Here is a 17,016-nt window from a genome sequence, read left to right as displayed (position 1 = left end):
TCCGCCATCATGGCCGTGCAGACAGTTGCAGAGAACACCAATTCTTCCGCCGTGGACCTCGGTCCCGCCGCCGCGCTTTCCTGTCGCGAATGCGGCGAGCGTTTCGAGCTCGGCCCCATCTTCGCCTGCGTGTCCTGTTTCGGGCCGCTCGAAGTGGCGTACGACCTGCCGAGCGGCTCCCCCGAAGAGCTGAAGAAGCGCATCGCCGAGGGTCCGGACAACATCTGGCGGTACGCGCCGCTGCTGCCCGTCCCCTCCGATGTCGCGGACAAGCCCAACATCAACCCCGGCTTCACGAAGCTGGTCAAGGCCGACAACCTCGCCCGCGAGCTCGGCGTGACCGGCGGACTGTACGTCAAGGACGACTCCGGCAACCCGACGCACTCCTTCAAGGACCGTGTCGTCGCCATCGCCGTCGAGGCGGCCCGCGCCTTCGGGTTCACCACCCTCTCCTGCTCCTCCACCGGCAACCTGGCGGGTGCGGTGGGTGCCGCCGCCGCCCGCGCCGGCTTCCGCTCCTGCGTGTTCATCCCGCACGACCTGGAGCAGGGCAAGGTCGTCATGGCCGCGGTGTACGGCGGTGAGCTCGTCGGTATCGAGGGCAACTACGACGACGTCAACCGCTTCTGCTCGGAGCTCATCGGCGACCCGCTCGGCGAGGGCTGGGGCTTCGTCAACGTCAACCTGCGGCCGTACTACGGCGAGGGCTCCAAGACCCTGGCGTACGAGATCTGCGAGCAGCTGGGCTGGCAGCTGCCCGACCAGCTCGTCATCCCCATCGCGTCCGGCTCACAGCTCACGAAGATCGACAAGGGTCTCCAGGAGCTGATCAAGCTCGGTCTCGTCGAGGACAAGCCGTACAAGATCTTCGGCGCCCAGGCCGAGGGCTGCTCCCCGGTCTCCACCGCCTTCAAGGCCGGCCACGACGTGGTCCGTCCGCAGAAGCCGAACACCATCGCCAAGTCCCTGGCGATCGGCAACCCGGCCGACGGCCCGTACGTCCTGGACATCGCCCGCCGCACCGGCGGTGCCGTGGAGGACGTGAACGACGAGCAGGTCGTCGACGCGATCAAGCTGCTGGCCCGCACCGAGGGGATCTTCGCGGAGACCGCGGGCGGGGTGACGGTCGGCGTGACGAAGAAGCTGATCGAGGCCGGTCTGCTCGACCCGTCCCTGACCACCGTCGTCCTGAACACCGGCGACGGCCTGAAGACGCTGGACGCGGTCGCCCCGACGACCGGCCTGTCGGCCACGATCCGGCCCAGCCTGGACGCGTTCCGCGACGCGGGCCTCGCTGCCGCCAACTGACCACCCGAGACCCGAGGAAGGCACCCACATGAGCGTCAAGGTCCGTATCCCCACCATCCTCCGCACCTACACGGGCGGTCAGTCCGAGGTCCCGGCCGAGGGGGCGACCCTCTCCGAGGTCATCGCGTCCCTGGAGCAGAACCACCCGGGCATCGGTGCCCGCGTCCTGGACGACCAGGGCAAGCTGCGCCGCTTCGTCAACGTGTACGTCAACGACGACGACGTGCGCTTCGAGGGCGGTCTGGACGCGGTCACCCCGGACGGCGCCGGCGTCTCGATCATTCCCGCCGTCGCCGGCGGCTGACGGCGGGACGTCACGGGCCGCCGTCGCGGTCCGGCCGCACGGTATTCACGCGATGGCCCTCTCCACGGCAAACGGAGGGGGTCATTCTGCATGGTTGAGCGCGGTACAGTTGGGGAAGTCCCCGCAGTTGCCCGCGCGATCCACATATGAGAATGCGCCCTGCCGCGACAAGAAGTAGCCAAAGTGCGTGAACGCCTTGAGGCATAAGTCGCCTTTGTCAGGCCCGACTTGCCCTGGAATCGTATGAATTCCCCCTATCCGCGTGGTCGCGTGCGCCCAGAATTCTCGTCCGATTGACCTGTTGCAGAGGGCAGTTGGGCAGATACATTCGGCCGCGGTCGACGCGTTCCGGCGCACGCCACCCTCTCCTGTCGGAGGGTGAGTTCTGACCCGGGACCGCGAAGTGCGGTCTCGTGCAAGGGCCAGTAATAGGGGAGTTGGGCATGGCTCAGGGCACCGTCAAGTGGTTCAACGCGGAGAAGGGGTACGGCTTCATCGCGGTCGACGGTGGTGCGGATGTTTTCGTCCACTACAGCGCGATCCAGATGGACGGGTACCGCACCCTCGAAGAGGGTCAGCGAGTTGAATTCGAGATCTCGCAGGGCCAGAAGGGGCCGCAGGCGGACATGGTCAAGCTCGCCGTCGGCTGAGCTCGGCGCGGTCGGCCACCGACACCACTCACACACGCGAGGCCCGTACTCCTACCGGGGGACGGGCCTCACGTGCGTCTCCGGGCCCCCGTCGTGACCTGCGGCGGAGTCCCGAGGTTGTCCACATCCCGAAGAGGACGCTTGCACTCGCAGGGGTCGAGTGCTAATCATTGGCGTTAGCACTCTCCAGGTGAGAGTGACAGAAACTTGGACCGGGCCGGTGAGGCCCGCACGCGTGGTGGGGCAAGGAACCACCACGCACGCAGGCCGTCCGTCGCGGGCGCCTCTCGGTCCGGAGAATCCACCCCTGTCCGGGAGGACCACTTCACATGGCCAAGATCATCGCGTTCGACGAGGAGGCACGGCGCGGTCTCGAGCGCGGGATGAACCAGCTCGCCGACGCCGTCAAGGTCACCCTCGGCCCCAAGGGCCGTAACGTCGTCCTCGAGAAGAAGTGGGGCGCGCCCACGATCACCAACGATGGTGTTTCCATCGCCAAGGAGATCGAGCTCGAGGACCCGTACGAGAAGATCGGTGCGGAGCTGGTCAAGGAGGTCGCCAAGAAGACGGACGACGTCGCCGGCGACGGTACGACCACCGCCACCGTTCTCGCCCAGGCGCTCGTCCGCGAGGGCCTGCGCAACGTCGCCGCGGGTGCCAACCCGATGGCTCTGAAGCGTGGCATCGAGAAGGCCGTCGAGGCCGTCTCCGCCGCTCTGCTGGAGCAGGCGAAGGACGTGGAGACCAAGGAGCAGATCGCTTCGACGGCCTCCATCTCCGCTGCCGACACCGAGATCGGCGCCAAGATCGCCGAGGCGATGGACAAGGTCGGCAAGGAAGGCGTCATCACCGTCGAGGAGTCCCAGACCTTCGGTCTGGAGCTGGAGCTCACCGAGGGTATGCGCTTCGACAAGGGCTACATCTCGGCGTACTTCGCCACCGACATGGAGCGTATGGAGACGTCGTTCGACGACCCGTACATCCTGATCGTCAACTCCAAGATCAGCAACGTGAAGGACCTCCTTCCGCTGCTGGAGAAGGTCATGCAGTCGGGCAAGCCCCTGCTGATCATCGCGGAGGACGTCGAGGGCGAGGCTCTGTCGACGCTGGTCGTCAACAAGATCCGTGGCACCTTCAAGTCCGTCGCCGTCAAGGCCCCGGGCTTCGGTGACCGCCGCAAGGCCATGCTCGGTGACATCGCCATCCTCACCGGTGGCACCGTCATCTCCGAGGAGGTCGGTCTCAAGCTGGAGAACGCCGGCCTGGACCTGCTCGGCAGCGCCCGCAAGGTCGTCATCACCAAGGACGAGACCACGATCGTCGACGGTGCCGGTGACAGCGACCAGGTTCAGGGTCGCGTCAACCAGATCCGTGCCGAGATCGAGAACTCCGACTCGGACTACGACCGCGAGAAGCTCCAGGAGCGTCTCGCGAAGCTGGCCGGCGGCGTGGCCGTCATCAAGGCCGGCGCCGCCACCGAGGTGGAGCTCAAGGAGCGCAAGCACCGCATCGAGGACGCGGTGCGCAACGCCAAGGCCGCCGTCGAGGAGGGCATCGTCGCCGGTGGTGGCGTGGCTCTGCTCCAGGCCTCGGCCGTCTTCGAGAAGCTCGACCTGACGGGCGACGAGGCCACCGGTGCCAACGCCGTCAAGCTCGCGCTGGAGGCCCCGCTCAAGCAGATCGCCGTCAACGGTGGTCTCGAGGGTGGAGTCGTCGTCGAGAAGGTGCGCAACCTGCCGATCGGTCACGGCCTCAACGCCGCGACCGGCGAGTACGTCGACATGATCGCCGAGGGCATTCTCGACCCGGCGAAGGTCACACGCTCCGCCCTGCAGAACGCCGCGTCCATCGCCGCGCTCTTCCTCACCACCGAGGCCGTCATCGCCGACAAGCCGGAGAAGGCCTCCGCGGCCGCTCCGGGCGGCATGCCGGGCGGTGACATGGACTTCTGATCCTCGGATCAGTCGCTCCAGGCAGTACCCGCAGTATCCGTGCGACGCCGGCCCCCGGGAGGAATCCCGGGGGCCGGCGTCGTGCTGCCCCGGGGAGGACGTGCCGGATACTGATCGCTCCTGTCCTCAGCGAGAAGGAGCGTGGCCCATGACCGACGATTCCCGTACGGGTCCGCCTCGTTCCGGCGGGGAGCGAGAGACGCTGCGGGCCTTTCTCGACTACCACCGCGCCACCCTCGCCATGAAGTGCGAAGGGCTGGACGACGAGCAGTTGCGGCAGCGGTCGATGCCCCCTTCGACGCTCTCCCTCCTCGGTCTGGTGCGCCACATGGCAGAGGTGGAACGGGCCTGGTTCCGCCGGGTGTTCGAGGACCACGAGGCGCCGATGGTCTGGTCGGACCGCATCGACTTCCAGGCCGCGTACGACGCGAGCGCCTCCACGCGCGCGGAGGCGTTCGGCGCCTGGGAGGCCGAGGTGGAGCACTCGCGCCGCATCGAGCGGCAGGCCGACTCCCTGGACCTGACCGGGCTCCAGCCGCGCTGGGGGCAGGAGGTCTCGCTGCGCATGGTGATGGTGCACGTGCTGCTGGAGTACGGACGCCACAACGGTCACGCGGACTTCCTCCGGGAGGGCGTCGACGGAACGGTGGGCGCCTGAGCACACCCGGCGGTGCACTGACAGGGGACCGTCAGCGCGTGCCGGTGCCGCGCGCCTTCGTGATGCCCCGCGCCCGCTCGGTCCGCTCGGACCGGGGGACCAGGCCCGCCCGTACGGTCGCCATCCGGTCCCGCACCCCGTCGGTGGGGACGGTGCCGGGGGGACGGGCGGCGATGCCCGTGCTCTCGCCCCGGCAGATCCCGCAGAGCCCGCCGCGCAGGGCGTCGGCGCTTCCCGGCGCACGGCACTCGGCGCATTCCAGGGTGCGCAGCACGACGGTCGGCGGCCGGGGCGCGAAGCGCTCGGGGGGCAGCTTGTCCACGAGCCGGCGGCGCACGAGGGACGCGGCGTGGTGCACGGTCGCTGGCAGGCCGTGGGTGAGGGCGCGCAGGGTCTCCTCCTCGGTGGCGCCCCGCTCGAACCACTCGTCGACCAGCGGTTGCAGGCTCAGGCAGTCCGCCGCCGACAGGCTCAGCGAGGGCGCGGTGCGGCCGAGGGCGGCCAGCAGGACGAAGGCGCGCGAACGGGTCGGCCGTCGCGTCTCCCGGGGTGCGTCACCGCGTGCGAAGGCGGCCCACCAGGCGTCGTCCCGCGCGGTGCGGGAGAAGAAGGTCCGGGTCACCCAGAGCATGACCTCGTCGGTCGCGACGCATTCGCTGCCGCGCCGCAGATGTCCGGCGGCCTGCAGCCGGTTGAGCGCGGTGCGCAGCGCGCACTGCCCGTACGGGAGCCACTTGGCCAGGGTCTTCACGGAGATGTCGGAGCCGTCCGGCAGCCGGTCGATGTAGGAGGCGACGGCGGCTTCACGGGGCGGCAGATGGGAGAAGTCGCGGCTCTCGCGCGGGCGCTGGTCCGGGGCGGAACGCTTGCCGTAACCGGGGTTCGCCATGGGGTGCGTGGACTCGTACGGGGCGCAGGGGGCGGCACTAAGCTGGTCGACAGCCATCAGATCGGGTTCCTTTGGTCGATCTCGTTGGTCAGACCCCTGTCAGGTGTTCCCGCACCGGCGGGGGTCGTCTGTTGTTCGGCACGCTAGAACGTCGCGACGGTCCGTGGCAAGTCGGTCACAAACGGTCAACTGGGCAGGTGGGGAGGGTGGGTGGGAAGAGTCCCTCCACCCATTCCTCTGGAAGAGCGCTCGGAGTCCAGGGCTTGAGCCCCGGCTCCGTGGCTAGGCGGGGAGCCGGTCGAGTCCGAGCGGTGCGGGTGGTGGCAGAGGGGCTGCCGCCTCGGCCCGGAAGGACTGGAGGAGGTAGCCGACCAGCCTCCGGGAGGCTGCGGGCCCGTCCTCACCGGCTCCGGTCGCCGCACCGCAGTTGGCCAGCATCAGCAGCGTGATGTCGTGCACGTCGAAGTCCTGGCGCAGCCGCCCGCAGTCCTTGGCCCGCCGGATCAGCAGGGCGAGGCCCTCCTCGGCGCGGCTGCGCTCCTCGGCGAAGCCGACGTGGTCGGGGAACTGGGACAGGAACGCCTCCGTGAAGCCCCGTTCCGCCGCCTGCATCATGCAGACCTTCTCGACGACCGAGCAGAAGCCGCGCCACGGGTCGGGGTCCTCCAGCCCTTCGTCGAGGACCGCGGCGCAGTGGGCGAGCTGCTCGGAGAAGGCCTCGGTCACCAGCGCGGCACGTGTCGGGAACCGCCGGTAGAGCGTGGCGACCCCGACCTTCGCGCGCCGGGCGATCGCCGCCATGGGCACGTCGATCCCGTGGAGGGCGTACGCCTCGCGGGCCGCGGCGAGGATGCGCTCACGGTTCTCCCGGGCGTCGGAGCGCAGGGCTTCCGGAGGTTTCCGATACGTCTGATCAGCCATGTTTCTCACTTCGGTCCAAATGGAGGGTGTCATCCACTTCCCCGTCTAGCGTGGGACGTATGGACGATATGCGCGCGGCGCTCTACGACAGGTACGGCCCTCCCGAGGTGCTCCGCGAAGGCCGGGTCCCCGTTCCGGAACTCCAACAGGGCGAGGTGTTGGTCCGCGTCCACGCGCTGAGCGTCAACGGCGGTGAGCTGTACGGCCGGGCCGGGCGGGTCCGCCTGGTGACGGGCAGCCGCTTCCCCCTGCGCACGGGGATGGATTTCACCGGCGAGATCGCCCGAGTCGACAGCGCGGTGAAGGGGCTGCACGAGGGCGACCGGGTGTGGGGGATCCTGGGCCGCACCTTCGGGAGTGCCGCCGAGTACGTCGCGGTCCGGCCCCGCCAACTGTCCTACGCCCCGGCGAACATCTCGCTCGTCGAGGCCGCGTCACTGCCCGCCGGGACGACCGCCATCACCGCGCTGGAGACCAAGGCCCGGCTGAAGGCGGGCGAGCGCCTGCTCGTACGCGGCGCCAGCGGCGGAATCGGCAGCGTCGCCGTCCAGCTCGGCAAGACGCTGGGGGCCCGTGTGACCGCCCTGGCCGGTGGGAAGAACCTCGACTTCGTACGTGAACTGGGGGCCGACGAGGCGTTCGACTACAGGACCACCGGGCCGGAGGACCTTGGCCGCTTCGACGTCGTCCTCGACACCGTCGGCACCGAACACCGCGCCTTCCGTAAGCTTCTCGCCCCCGGCGGACGCATGGTCTCGATCGCCTTCGACATCGACCACCTGGCCGCGAGCCTCTCCTATCTGCTCGCCTCCACCGCCCACGGACCGCGCCGGGTCCGCTTCTTCAGCGGCAACCCGAAGCACGACCTCTTCGCCAAGCTCACCGCCTACGTGGAGAGCGGCGCGATCCGCCCCGTCGTGGACACCGTCCACCCGCTCTCCGACATCGCCGCCGCACACCGGGCGCTGGAGGCGGGGGGAGTACGGGGGAAGCACGTGGTGCGGGTGGTGTGAGGCGTGCGGGTCACGCTCGGCGAGCCGCGCGAGCCTCGCCACGCGGTCGGTTACGGGCGCTTGAGGTCGGTGACGAACGCTGACCAGGCGGCCGTCCGGAACACGAGCGCCGGGCCGCCGGTGACCTTGGAGTCGCGGACGGGGACGATGCCGGGGTTGCCGGTGGCGACTTCGAGGCAGTTGCCACCGCTCCCGTCGCTGTAAGAGGACTTGTGCCAAGTGGCCACTTCGAGACAGTTGCCGCCGTCGCCGCCACTGTATGAGGACTTATGCCAGGTCGCCGCGGCGAGGTTGTAGTCAATGCTGCTGATCTTCATGGGGCGTAATCCTCCGCAACCGACTCGATCAAGGCCAGGGACGCATCAGGTGACAATGCGCTGGCCACCAGCAAATCGTAGGTCAGTTCGTAAGACTGCACCTGTGCCGGATCGTCGAGCAGTTGGCCGGAACCGAGCCCGTCCAGGTAGGCGAGGGGTGGCGCATCCGGAAAGGTCATGAGCTTGAGTGGCCCGCCCATCGCCGGATGCCCGCCCGCGCAGAAGGGCAACACCTGCACGATGACGCGTCTTTGTCGCATCAACCGCGTGAGGTGGGCGAGCGCGTCGCTCATGACTCCAGGGCCGCCGACTGTTCGTCGCAGCACTGCCTCGTCCAGGACTGCCCAAACCAGGGGGGTTGTTGGATGCGCCAGCAGACTCGCACGCTCGATCCTCGCCTCGACCAGATCGTTCACCTCATTCTCAGGTGTAGTCGGCCGATAGCCCAGGAAGACGGCTCGTGCGTACGCCTCTGCCTGCAGTAGCCCAGGGATGAGCAGCGGCGAGAACTCCTTGATCGTCTGCGCTGCGGCCTCCGCCTCAGCTGCTTCCGCGAAGTGGTCCGGGTACTTCGACGCCTTCAGCGCCGCGCAGTTCCGTACGAAGAACCCGTCCCCGCCCAGGACCTCGTCCAGTCGCGCGGCCTGGTCCGCCTGCATCCGGCGGGTGCCGGCCTCCAGTTGTCCGATGAAGGAGCCGCTGACGAACAGGGGCGCCCCCAGGTCCTCCTGTGACAGGCCTGCCGTCTCTCTCCGGTGGCGGAGTTCCGCGCCCAGAAGGGCGCGGGGCGAGGCGGAAGGGTCCAGCTTCTTCGGTCCGGGCAAAGCGACTCCCCGTGGCACACGTGCGGATGTTGGAACTGCACCTCTTCCACGGTAGCGACGAATTGGCCACGCTGAGTAGGCATAGCCACTACTCAGCGTGGAAATGGGGAAGATCATGATGACGGCTACGGAACGGCGCCAAGAGGCAGCGGGCAGAGTGCGTGCGGCAGAGGACGCGGTGGCACTGCTGCGGTCAGGGCTCGCAGGGGTCGGCGTGAAACTCCCCTCGCTGCGGATCGACCCGGTGTCGTGCGCGGGCAACGAGCCCGCACCGCTCGTCGACCTCGGCCGGTGCTCGATCGAGACGGCGCTGCGCCTGAGTGTGCAGCTGGAAGCGGCGGCGGCCCATGACAGTTGAAGGACTGGAGCCGTGTATGCCGGAGCCCGGGACGTTCGCGGTGGACGGCCGGGACGGCCGGGTGGGGCGGGTCATGGGCCGCGTCGGGCCCTATGTGCAGCTACGCCCGCCGGGTGGCGGTGCGGAGTGGGACTGCCCGCCGGAAGCCGTCCGGCCGGCCTCGCCGGGGCTCGTGCTGCGGGCCCGGGTGACGGAGATCAACCGCGAGGGCAGGCTGCCGTCCTGAGCGGGAGCCGCCTGCCATGAGGTCCGCCCCGGCGGTCACGCCGGGGTGACCGCCGGGGTCGGGGACTGCCGCTCCCCGGTCCGGGCGAGCCGCTGGTGGAGTACCGCCAGGGTGGTGTGAGCCGGCGGGAGGACCAGGGCGCCGGTGAGCAGCAGGGCGGTGGCGATCGGGGCGAGGACTCCGGCGACGTAGGCACCGTAGGCGTTGTCCGGACCCCACTCCAGGAACAGGGAGGCCGCCCAGGAGCGCGTGGGCCGGGCGGCGGCCTGGAGCAGCAGGTACAGGCCGACGGTGAGCCCGCCCAGGGGCAGCGCGACGGCCAGGGCGCGGAGCCAGGAGGCCGCCCGGCCCCAGGTGAGCGACCAGGAACGGCGCAGCGCGGCCAGGGGTCCGAGGCCTTGGTTCGCGGAGGCCGCCGGTGCCAGGGCCCAGCCGAACCGGAGCAACAACGTCAGGGCCAGGCCCAGCAGAGGCGGGCCGTACTCCAGCAGCGGGTTCAGACGGGGGTACTCCCACAGCGGGACGAGCACGGTGTACTCCCGGAACGTGGTGGTGGTGAAGTACAGCTGCACCAGGATGCCGAGCACCAACGGGGCCCACACGAGGACCCCGCGCACCGCGTACACCCCCAGGACCGTACGGAAACGGCCTCGCGGGCCGCTCCCTCCCGGTTCGGCCGCAGCTCGGACGCACGCCGTCTGGAGCGCGGTGCACGCCAGGTGCAGCAGCAGGATCAGGAACGGCAGGCAGGCGAGCAGGATGAGCCACATGGTGTTCACGCGGCGACCGTCGGGGGCGTAGGAGTCCTCGTCGATACGGGCCTGTATCGCGCCCAGCCGTATCTCGTCGAACTCGGGCCAGGCGGCGACGAACCCCACGACGGTCAGCAGCAGTCCGCCCAGCGCGACCAGGCCGGTGACGCGGGCCGCCCGACCGTAGAGGCGGCCCCCGTCGCGGCGCATGACGGCGAGTGTGGTGCGGACGATGCCGGGCTCAGCCGTGTACGCCCCCTCCGCCGGCCGCTCGCCTCCCGGGGCCGTTCGGTGCGTGCTGCCTCCACGTGTCTGGCCGTTCGTCATGTCTGGAGAGATGCGTGAGAACGGGTGGCCGGTTCCTCGGGCTCGACGAGCGCGGGGACACCTGCGGTGAGGTCACTGCGAGCGTCACACGATCGTGGGACGCTGAGGGGAGCGGCGGACCGCCGCGAACAAGTCGATCTACGCTCCCGCGTACGGCCACAGGAGGAGGGACCTGCGATGACCGCCGCGATGGTCGAAAGCGATCAGGGCTCTGAGGGCCGCCCGTGGGACTACCTGCTGCGCACCTGGCAGGAACTGGACGTGCCCGAGGGATGGCGCGCAGAGATCGACGAAGGGCAGATCGTCTTGGTACCGCCGCCTCATGCGCACCACAACGGCATCGCCGCGAAGGTGCAGCGAAGGCTCTACACGAATCTGCCGGAGGAACTGGAGATCTACCAGACCCTCGGTGTCCACGTAGCACCCCTCGACAAGCTGTACGTCCCGGACCTCGTCGTGATGCCGGCAGAACTCATCGAGGCCGCCGATCCGGAGACCAGTGCGCCGATGGACGCATCGGAGGCCTTGCTGATCGTCGAGATCACCTCCAAGGGCAACGCCCGGGAGGACAGGACGAAGAAGTACCGCGCCTACGCGCGGGCCGGGGTCCCGATGTATCTGCTGCTGGACAGGTTCGACACCCGTGGGGCGATGGCGACGCTGTTCACCGAGCCGAACGAGGACGGAACGTACAAGCGTTCCGACCCCGTGCCCTTCGGGAAGCCGCTCCTGCTGCCCGCGCCCTTCGACGTCACCCTGCCCACGGACGGCTTCCCGGCCCGATGATCCGGCCTCAGAACCATGGGGCCGCGGCGTCCCGCAGCGCTCTGACGGACTCGGCGAGCGAGGCGACCGAGGCCAGCGCGCCGGAGACGGTGAAGAAAGCGTTCCGCACGCGGCCCTGACCTGCTTCGCTCCCGTCGGGCAGGGCGTCCTCCACCTCGGCGAGTGCCGACTCAGCGGCTGTTCCCTCCGCTGCTGACAGTTCGTCCGGGGCCAGGTCACGGATGCGGGCGCGGAGAGCCTCGACGGCCTCTCGCAGGCGTACGATCTCGGCCGACTCCCCGGCGTCCGCCGGCCCGGGGCCGCCGGTGAACGAGGCGCTGCTGCGGTCGCCCGTCTGGGCGTTCCCGGTGAAGGTGCCGTGGCCGCTCACATGGATCCCGCGGTCCTGCCCGGCCGGTGTGCCGGTCATGGCGTCAACTCCTCTGGTTGGAAGCGGTGGTACCGCCGCCGGCCGTCGGGCCGACCTGCGGTTGTGGCGTCGTGACGTTCCGGTGGTCCGCCCGGCTGTGGTCGCCCGTCTGGACGTTGCCGTGGAGCGTCCCGTGGACGTGCACCGAGCGGTCGAAGAGGACGGTGGTGCGGGCGTCGTACTCACTCGTCCGGTAGCCCGCATCGCTCAGGCTGAGGCGTACCGCTGTCACCGTCCTGGTCTGGACGCTCTTGAGGAAGCGGTGGACGTCCATCTCCTGGAACAGCTGCTGGTAGTGGGGTTCGGCGGCCAGTTCGCGGACGGAGTAGGCGGGGCCGTGGTCGACCGGGCGGTCGGTCTTGCACATGCGGTCGTACCAGAACGTGGATCGGGCGGTGCGGGTCTTCGTGCGCGAGGAGGCGCTGAGATCGGCCGGGGCGTCGGCGACCATGGAGAACGCCGACGTGAACGCCGAACCGATCAGGTCCGTCCAGTCCTTGGTGTCCCTCGGGGGAAGGATGTCGTCGATGAGGTGGTAGGCGCGCGCGATCGGCGGCAGCAGGAAGGCCCGCGACTCCAGGAACAGCAGGCCCCCCTGCATCTGCACACGGCTGAAGACGGTGAGCACCACCTCGTCGCCCCAACTCCCCACCCGCACGGTCAGGTAGTGGCGCAACCGTTCCTCGGCGAACACGTCGAGGCTGTCCGGCCACCATGTCTCACCGGCCGGTCCGTCCTGCGATGTGCGGAGCATGTCGGCGGCCTCCCGGCGGGCCGCCGGGGCCATGGCGTGGAAGGGGGTGCCGGGGCCCGATCCGCTCCAGTCCGAGGAGGGGCCCAGGCGCTTCCCGCTCTTCATGACGTAGTCGTCCACCTGGAGCCCGCGCAGCCGGTCGCCCGGGTAGCTCTCCCCCTCGCCGAACCGGAGCAGCTCACGGCGTATCCGGGCGTGGACCTCGGGGACGTTGAAGGCCGCCCGGCGGTCGGTGACCCCGTCTCCCCTCTTCTCCAGGTCCGGCACCAGCTCGATGGCGAACGACCAGTGGTCCAGCTCGATCCCGGCGCCGACGAAGGGCGCGTAGTCGCTGTAGACGACGTCGGGGTCGGCCTGCTGGGCGCGGATCTCGGCGAGCCGGGCGGCTGCCGCGGGCGGGTCGGGGTGTTCGGTGCCGCGGCCGACGGCGAGGGCGTACAGGCGGTGTTCCATGCGGTAGCGGTACACGGAGGCGACGGCGGTCCAGCCGGCGAGGACCAGGAGAATCGCGACGAGGTGCCTGCTCTCGCCGGCGAAACCGCTGGCCAGGGCGTTCAACGCCGCCTGGGAGAGCCTGATCACGTTCCACAGGGCCCACACGAGGACGAGAAGCAGCAGGAGTGTGACGACCCCCTGACCGGACCGGGACCCAGGGTCGCCGTCCGGCTCCCGTCGCCTGCCCAGCGTGTCCTTCAGCCGGCGTAGGGCTGTCCTGACCAGTTGGACGAACAGGACCAGCAGGAGGGGCACGATCGACCCGGCCGGGCTGACGGGGAGCATCAGCACGGGTGGGACGAGCAGGAGAAGCGCACGTGTCGCCACCTCCCTGCGCGCCAGGAAGCACTCCTTGAGCACTGCGGCCAGATCCATCCCGTACGACGGGGGCGGGAGGCGGTGCGGGTTCTCGGCGAGCTCCTTGATCACGGCGTCCCGGAACCACCGGTCCAGGTGCGCGGCGCCCCGCAGATAGTCCGTGGCGCTCCCGGGCCGGTTCCCGGCCTGGGAACGGACCAGTTGCCGCAGTGTGCTGCCGGGGCCCGACGGCGGAGGGGCCGGTCGGCGTGGTTCCGGGACGGGGGAGGGTGGTGGGCCCTGAGGATCGGTCATGGGAACCGGCTTTCCGACGGGACGGAGTTCGGTGAGGGTGGTGCGGGGCGGGGCTTCGTCGACGCCCCGAGATGACGTCAGAGCTCGGCAGTGTCGCGTTCCGGCAGCCCGTGGTCCATGGCGATCGGTTTCCAGAGCGTGAGGAACTCTTCCTTGGAACCGGTGGCGAGTTCGCTGCTCCGCACACCCTTGTCGTAGGAGGGGGTGTGCGGGACGGCGCCGGGCGAGCAGCCCTGCGCGTCGTCGGCCCAGTCGGCGAACGCCCGGTCGGCGTCCGCCGAGTGCTGCCAGCCGGTGCGCAGACTGTCCGTCGCGCGTGAACCCGAGGGGAGCGCGCCCACGTCGAGTGCGCTGAGGTTGGTGATCAGCTCCTCGCGGCGGACGGCGGCGTCGGCCAGGGTCTGCCCGGCGGTGTCGACGGAGTCGTCCGAGGCGCAGGCCTCCACGGCGTTGACGGCGTCGACGACCTGCTGACGGTCGGCCTCGCTCCGCTCCAGGAGCGCGTCGACGGCGGCGGCCTGCTCCTCGCCCGAGGCGGCGGGCGGGTCCGACGGCTCGGACTCCGACGCCGAGGAACCGGTCAGGGCCCGCGACGGTGACCCGGAGGGCGAGGAGCCGGCGGCATGGCCGGACTCGGAGGGAGAGGGGCGGAGGACGTGGGCGACGGTCAGGATCACGGCGGCGACCACCAGCCCACCGCCCACCGCCAGCAGGAGGTACTTCCTCGGCAGGGAGGGGCGGCCGTCGCCCGGGCCGGGGCTCGGTTCAGGGGCCGGTCCGCCGGAGTGTTCCGTACCGGCGTCGGACGCGTGTACCCAGCCGCCCGCGCCTCCGCGCGCGTGCTCGTCCCAACGCATCGGTCCCGTGCTGTGGTTCTCGCTCATGAGCGCCCCCCGACACCGCAAGAGGGGCAACCATCCCACGCGCGACCGGGGGAGCCAACGGGGCTGCTGGGAATTGGCCGAAGACGGCCCTGCCCGGGTACGCCGGCCGCGGCTCCGCGCACGCGTACGGCGGGGCCGGCTCCAGGGGAGCCGGCCCCGCCTCTGTTCGTGGAACTGCCGGGATCAGACGATGCGATAGCTGTCGTAGTAGCCGCCGACCTGGGCGTGGTAGCCCGGATCGCTCGCATGCTTGTGCTTGTCGAACTCCGGGGAGTCCTTGATCTGATCCTTGGTCAGGTCGACGAAGACCGTCCGGTTCTCCGTGTCGATCCTCTTGACCGTGCCTGCCGGGAGCAGGACGTCCTTGCCGAAGATCCAGACACCGGTGTCGACGACCAGATAGGCGGAGCCCACGTCGTCGGAGTGCTTGTCGACCTTGCCGATGCTTCCGTCCGTCGCCTCGACCGAGAATCCGGTCAGATCGGCGCCCGCGGTGTGACCGCTCGAAGGCTGGTATCCCCACAGGTTGTCGCTCATAATCGGCTCCTTCCTCGACGGTTCATCCGGCGCGGCGAATCCCGTCGTGATGAGGACGAGTGCCGCTCGGTTATCGGCTGCCCGGTCATTTCCCGTGTATGCGCCGGGAATTCGGAGAACACGCAAAAACGCGGGTGGCGCACGGTCCGAAGACCGTGCGCCACCCGCGTCAATGCTGGTCGAGGCCGTTTACCAGCGGTACCAGCGGCCGCGCTTGCCACCGCTGGCTGCCGGACGCACGAAGAATCCGACGAGCCACACCACGAGCACGATCACTGCGATCCACCAGAGTGCCTTGAGGGCGAAACCGGCACCGAAAAGGATCAGGGCGAGCAGAAGAACAAGAAGCAGGGGAACCATAGTTATCAACCTCCGTGACCTCTGGTGCCCTGCAATCAATTGCCTACACACACGTGTGCGTACGGAAAATGACGCGTACTTCTTGTGATCGTCCGTGTCTGCGGAGTCACCGTTCCGGCGGCGCCGCCGGGCGGGTCAGACCCCGGCGGGCTCCTTGGCCTGGCTGTCGCCCGAGGCGGCTGCCGGGCCGCTGGCCGCGACCGTGGAGGGGGCCGGTTCCTGGGAGACGTTGAACTCGGCGAGCAGGGACTTGCTGAAGCCGAAGAAGTACGTGGCGACGAAGCCGGCGACGTAGCCGACCAGCAGACCGCCCGCGTAGATCGCGATCGTGGAGCCCAGGCCGTGGTTGCCGTCGAGCAGCGGGAACAGGGCCCACCCGGACGGGCCGATCGCCGTGGATCCGACCGAGTCGCCGAGCTGGTTGAACAGGCCCACGAAGCCGCCGCCGAACGCGCCGCCCACACAGGCCGTGATGAAGGGGCGGCCCAGGGGGAGCGAGACACCGTAGATCAGGGGCTCGCCGACACCCAGCAGGCCCGCGGGCATGGCGGACCTGATGGTCCTGCGGATCGACTCGTTACGGGGGAGACGGAGGTAGACCGCGGCCGCCGCACCGACCTGGCCCGCTCCGGCCATGGCGAGGATCGGGAGCAGGACCGTGAAGCCCTGCTGCTCGATCAGCGTCGTGTGGATGGGGATCAGCGCCTGGTGCAGGCCCAGCATCACCAGGGGCAGGAAGAACCCGCCGAGCAGGAAGCCCGCGCCCGCGCCGCCCGTGGAGAGCAGCCAGTCCGCGAAGGTGCCGATGGCGGAGGAGACCTCACCGGCCACGTACATCAGGCCGAAGATCGTGACGAGGCCGGAGATCAGCACCGTGAGCGTCGGCGTGACCAGCACGTCCAGAGCCTCGGGCACCCAGCGGCGGCACCACTTCTCGACGTACACCGCGAGGACCGCCGCACCCAGGGCGCCGAGGACGCCGCCCTGGCCCGGGGCGAGGGTCTGGCCGAAGGCGTCGATGTTCGCGACACCGGGGAAGACGATGATCGCCGCGACCGCGCCACCGAGGATCGGCGTACCGCCGAACTCCTTCGCCGTGTTGTAGCCGACGAAGACCGCGATCAGCGCCATGAAGCCGGAGGCCATCGCCGCGAGGGCGGGGGTCACCGAGGTCAGCCAGCCGAGGTTCACCAGCAGCCCGTTGAGGCCGGCGATGATGCCGCAGCCGATCAGGGCGGGGATCAGCGGGACGAAGATGTTCGCGATCCTGCGCAGGAACAGCTTGAAGGGCGTCGAGTTCTTCGCCTTCTGCCGCGCCTTGAGGGCGGCGCCCTTGTCGGCCAGTTCCTCGGCGGTGTGGACGGGCGCGGGCGTCTCGGACGACGCCCGGCCCTCCTCGACCAGCTGCTCGAACTCCGGGGTGACGCGGGCGACCGTGCCCGGCCCGAGGACGATCTGGTAGGTGTCGTCCTCGACCACACCCATCACGGCGGGGACCGCCTTGAGTGCCTCGTCGTCGACGAGGGAGCGGTCGTGCAGACCCAGCCGGAGCCGGGTCATGCAGTGGGCGATCGACTCGACGTTCGCAGCGCCACCGACGAGCGGCAGGATCGCGGCGGCAGTGGCGCGGTTCTTGTCTTCAGTAGCCATGGTGCGTGGTGCCTTGCTGTGCGAGGAGTG

20 protein-coding genes are annotated in these 17,016 nt (G+C 69.7%); 9 read left to right on the top strand and 11 right to left on the bottom strand.

The window, feature by feature from the left end:
• The first annotated feature begins 9 nt into the window (after nt 1-9).
• The 5 genes from thrC (at nt 10) to IA22_RS0116465 (ending at nt 4,872) form a co-directional block, all read left to right on the top strand.
• Nucleotides 10-1,308 (top strand): threonine synthase, encoded by a 1,299-nt coding sequence (thrC, locus tag IA22_RS0116485; RefSeq protein ID WP_014154855.1) that lies wholly within the window; start codon nt 10-12, stop codon nt 1,306-1,308.
• Between the two features lie 28 nt (nt 1,309-1,336).
• Complete coding sequence (locus tag IA22_RS0116480; RefSeq protein WP_014154854.1) at nt 1,337-1,612, top strand: MoaD/ThiS family protein; 276 nt, start codon at nt 1,337-1,339, stop codon at nt 1,610-1,612.
• A gap of 443 nt (nt 1,613-2,055) precedes the next feature.
• Nucleotides 2,056-2,262 carry a cold-shock protein gene (locus tag IA22_RS0116475; RefSeq protein WP_003967346.1) on the top strand — a complete coding sequence of 69 codons (207 nt, stop codon included), beginning with the start codon at nt 2,056-2,058 and terminating at the stop codon, nt 2,260-2,262.
• Nucleotides 2,263-2,591: 329 nt separating this feature from the next.
• Entirely contained in the window at nt 2,592-4,214 is a 1,623-nt protein-coding gene (gene groL / locus IA22_RS0116470) for a chaperonin GroEL (protein ID WP_014154853.1), read from the top strand.
• Nucleotides 4,215-4,362: 148 nt separating this feature from the next.
• A complete protein-coding gene (locus IA22_RS0116465; protein WP_015578201.1) occupies nt 4,363-4,872 on the top strand; it encodes a DinB family protein in 510 nt (169 codons plus the stop codon).
• A gap of 31 nt (nt 4,873-4,903) precedes the next feature.
• On the opposite strand, the gene IA22_RS0116460 is transcribed toward IA22_RS0116465, so the two are convergent.
• Both IA22_RS0116460 and IA22_RS0116455 read right to left on the bottom strand, forming a co-directional pair.
• Complete coding sequence (locus tag IA22_RS0116460; RefSeq protein WP_015578202.1) at nt 4,904-5,818, bottom strand: hypothetical protein; 915 nt, start codon at nt 5,816-5,818, stop codon at nt 4,904-4,906.
• Between the two features lie 225 nt (nt 5,819-6,043).
• A complete protein-coding gene (locus IA22_RS0116455; protein WP_030124003.1) occupies nt 6,044-6,682 on the bottom strand; it encodes a TetR/AcrR family transcriptional regulator in 639 nt (212 codons plus the stop codon).
• A gap of 59 nt (nt 6,683-6,741) precedes the next feature.
• On the opposite strand from IA22_RS0116455, the gene IA22_RS0116450 reads away from it, so the two are divergent.
• Nucleotides 6,742-7,695 (top strand): NAD(P)-dependent alcohol dehydrogenase, encoded by a 954-nt coding sequence (locus IA22_RS0116450; protein WP_030124002.1) that lies wholly within the window; start codon nt 6,742-6,744, stop codon nt 7,693-7,695.
• Nucleotides 7,696-7,745: 50 nt separating this feature from the next.
• Here IA22_RS0116450 and IA22_RS0116445 read toward each other — a convergent pair whose 3' ends face one another.
• The gene (locus tag IA22_RS0116445; RefSeq protein ID WP_030124001.1) at nt 7,746-8,012 is read right to left on the bottom strand and encodes a DUF397 domain-containing protein; all 267 of its coding nucleotides are present in this window, start codon (nt 8,010-8,012) and stop codon (nt 7,746-7,748) included.
• Nucleotides 8,009-8,836 carry a helix-turn-helix domain-containing protein gene (locus IA22_RS0116440; RefSeq protein ID WP_015578206.1) on the bottom strand — a complete coding sequence of 276 codons (828 nt, stop codon included), beginning with the start codon at nt 8,834-8,836 and terminating at the stop codon, nt 8,009-8,011. The genes IA22_RS0116445 and IA22_RS0116440 overlap by 4 nt, the downstream gene beginning before the upstream one ends.
• Nucleotides 8,837-8,993: 157 nt before the next feature.
• Between IA22_RS0116440 and IA22_RS0116435 the strand changes: the two genes are divergently transcribed.
• Nucleotides 8,994-9,194: a hypothetical protein gene (locus IA22_RS0116435; protein ID WP_245229575.1), complete on the top strand. Its 201-nt coding sequence runs from the start codon at nt 8,994-8,996 to the stop codon at nt 9,192-9,194.
• A 16-nt stretch (nt 9,195-9,210) separates the two neighbouring features.
• On the top strand, nt 9,211-9,420 hold the full coding sequence (locus tag IA22_RS0116430; protein WP_014154845.1) for a hypothetical protein: 210 nt from the start codon (nt 9,211-9,213) through the stop codon (nt 9,418-9,420).
• Nucleotides 9,421-9,455: 35 nt separating this feature from the next.
• Here IA22_RS0116430 and IA22_RS0116425 read toward each other — a convergent pair whose 3' ends face one another.
• Nucleotides 9,456-10,382, bottom strand: coding sequence for a hypothetical protein (locus IA22_RS0116425; RefSeq protein WP_245229574.1), 927 nt, complete (start codon nt 10,380-10,382; stop codon nt 9,456-9,458).
• 294 nt (nt 10,383-10,676) lie between these two features.
• On the opposite strand from IA22_RS0116425, the gene IA22_RS0116420 reads away from it, so the two are divergent.
• Nucleotides 10,677-11,285 carry a Uma2 family endonuclease gene (locus IA22_RS0116420; protein WP_014154843.1) on the top strand — a complete coding sequence of 203 codons (609 nt, stop codon included), beginning with the start codon at nt 10,677-10,679 and terminating at the stop codon, nt 11,283-11,285.
• 7 nt (nt 11,286-11,292) lie between these two features.
• On the opposite strand, the gene IA22_RS0116415 is transcribed toward IA22_RS0116420, so the two are convergent.
• The 6 genes from IA22_RS0116415 to IA22_RS0116390 all read right to left on the bottom strand — a co-directional run bounded on the left by IA22_RS0116415 (nt 11,293) and on the right by IA22_RS0116390 (nt 16,986).
• On the bottom strand, nt 11,293-11,694 hold the full coding sequence (locus IA22_RS0116415) for a DUF5955 family protein (RefSeq protein WP_030123997.1): 402 nt from the start codon (nt 11,692-11,694) through the stop codon (nt 11,293-11,295).
• A 4-nt stretch (nt 11,695-11,698) separates the two neighbouring features.
• Nucleotides 11,699-13,555: a hypothetical protein gene (locus IA22_RS0116410; protein WP_030123996.1), complete on the bottom strand. Its 1,857-nt coding sequence runs from the start codon at nt 13,553-13,555 to the stop codon at nt 11,699-11,701.
• Nucleotides 13,556-13,632: 77 nt separating this feature from the next.
• Nucleotides 13,633-14,439, bottom strand: a complete 807-nt coding sequence (locus IA22_RS0116405; RefSeq protein WP_030123995.1) for a hypothetical protein — start codon at nt 14,437-14,439, stop codon at nt 13,633-13,635.
• Between the two features lie 183 nt (nt 14,440-14,622).
• Entirely contained in the window at nt 14,623-14,976 is a 354-nt protein-coding gene (locus IA22_RS0116400; protein WP_014154839.1) for a PRC-barrel domain-containing protein, read from the bottom strand.
• Nucleotides 14,977-15,165: 189 nt separating this feature from the next.
• A complete protein-coding gene (locus IA22_RS0116395) occupies nt 15,166-15,336 on the bottom strand; it encodes a DUF5670 family protein (RefSeq protein ID WP_014154838.1) in 171 nt (56 codons plus the stop codon).
• 135 nt (nt 15,337-15,471) lie between these two features.
• The gene (locus IA22_RS0116390; protein ID WP_030123994.1) at nt 15,472-16,986 is read right to left on the bottom strand and encodes a PTS transporter subunit EIIC; all 1,515 of its coding nucleotides are present in this window, start codon (nt 16,984-16,986) and stop codon (nt 15,472-15,474) included.
• Between the last annotated feature and the right edge of the window lie 30 nt (nt 16,987-17,016).

It is taken from the genome of Kitasatospora papulosa (assembly GCF_000717245.1).
Lineage (GTDB): Bacteria > Actinomycetota > Actinomycetes > Streptomycetales > Streptomycetaceae > Streptomyces > Streptomyces papulosus.
Note: the sequence above shows the minus strand (reverse complement) of the source record. Positions and strands in the feature narration are given on the sequence as shown.

Bases quoted from the DNA above. Each gene is read 5' to 3' on its own strand.
- thrC (WP_014154855.1), top strand. From the start codon at position 10: ATGGCCGTGCAGACAGTTGCAGAGAACACCAATTCTTCCGCCGTGGAC.
- groL (WP_014154853.1), top strand. From the start codon at position 2,592: ATGGCCAAGATCATCGCGTTCGACGAGGAGGCACGGCGCGGTCTCGAG.
- IA22_RS0116455 (WP_030124003.1), bottom strand. From the start codon at position 6,682: ATGGCTGATCAGACGTATCGGAAACCTCCGGAAGCCCTGCGCTCCGAC.
- IA22_RS0116445 (WP_030124001.1), bottom strand. From the start codon at position 8,012: ATGAAGATCAGCAGCATTGACTACAACCTCGCCGCGGCGACCTGGCAT.
- IA22_RS0116480 (WP_014154854.1), top strand. From the start codon at position 1,337: ATGAGCGTCAAGGTCCGTATCCCCACCATCCTCCGCACCTACACGGGC.
- IA22_RS0116400 (WP_014154839.1), bottom strand. From the start codon at position 14,976: ATGAGCGACAACCTGTGGGGATACCAGCCTTCGAGCGGTCACACCGCG.
- IA22_RS0116405 (WP_030123995.1), bottom strand. From the start codon at position 14,439: ATGAGCGAGAACCACAGCACGGGACCGATGCGTTGGGACGAGCACGCG.
- IA22_RS0116420 (WP_014154843.1), top strand. From the start codon at position 10,677: ATGACCGCCGCGATGGTCGAAAGCGATCAGGGCTCTGAGGGCCGCCCG.
- IA22_RS0116410 (WP_030123996.1), bottom strand. From the start codon at position 13,555: ATGACCGATCCTCAGGGCCCACCACCCTCCCCCGTCCCGGAACCACGC.
- IA22_RS0116460 (WP_015578202.1), bottom strand. From the start codon at position 5,818: ATGGCTGTCGACCAGCTTAGTGCCGCCCCCTGCGCCCCGTACGAGTCC.
- IA22_RS0116450 (WP_030124002.1), top strand. From the start codon at position 6,742: ATGGACGATATGCGCGCGGCGCTCTACGACAGGTACGGCCCTCCCGAG.
- IA22_RS0116390 (WP_030123994.1), bottom strand. From the start codon at position 16,986: ATGGCTACTGAAGACAAGAACCGCGCCACTGCCGCCGCGATCCTGCCG.
- IA22_RS0116430 (WP_014154845.1), top strand. From the start codon at position 9,211: ATGCCGGAGCCCGGGACGTTCGCGGTGGACGGCCGGGACGGCCGGGTG.
- IA22_RS0116465 (WP_015578201.1), top strand. From the start codon at position 4,363: ATGACCGACGATTCCCGTACGGGTCCGCCTCGTTCCGGCGGGGAGCGA.
- IA22_RS0116395 (WP_014154838.1), bottom strand. From the start codon at position 15,336: ATGGTTCCCCTGCTTCTTGTTCTTCTGCTCGCCCTGATCCTTTTCGGT.
- IA22_RS0116415 (WP_030123997.1), bottom strand. From the start codon at position 11,694: ATGACCGGCACACCGGCCGGGCAGGACCGCGGGATCCATGTGAGCGGC.
- IA22_RS0116475 (WP_003967346.1), top strand. From the start codon at position 2,056: ATGGCTCAGGGCACCGTCAAGTGGTTCAACGCGGAGAAGGGGTACGGC.
- IA22_RS0116425 (WP_245229574.1), bottom strand. From the start codon at position 10,382: ATGCGCCGCGACGGGGGCCGCCTCTACGGTCGGGCGGCCCGCGTCACC.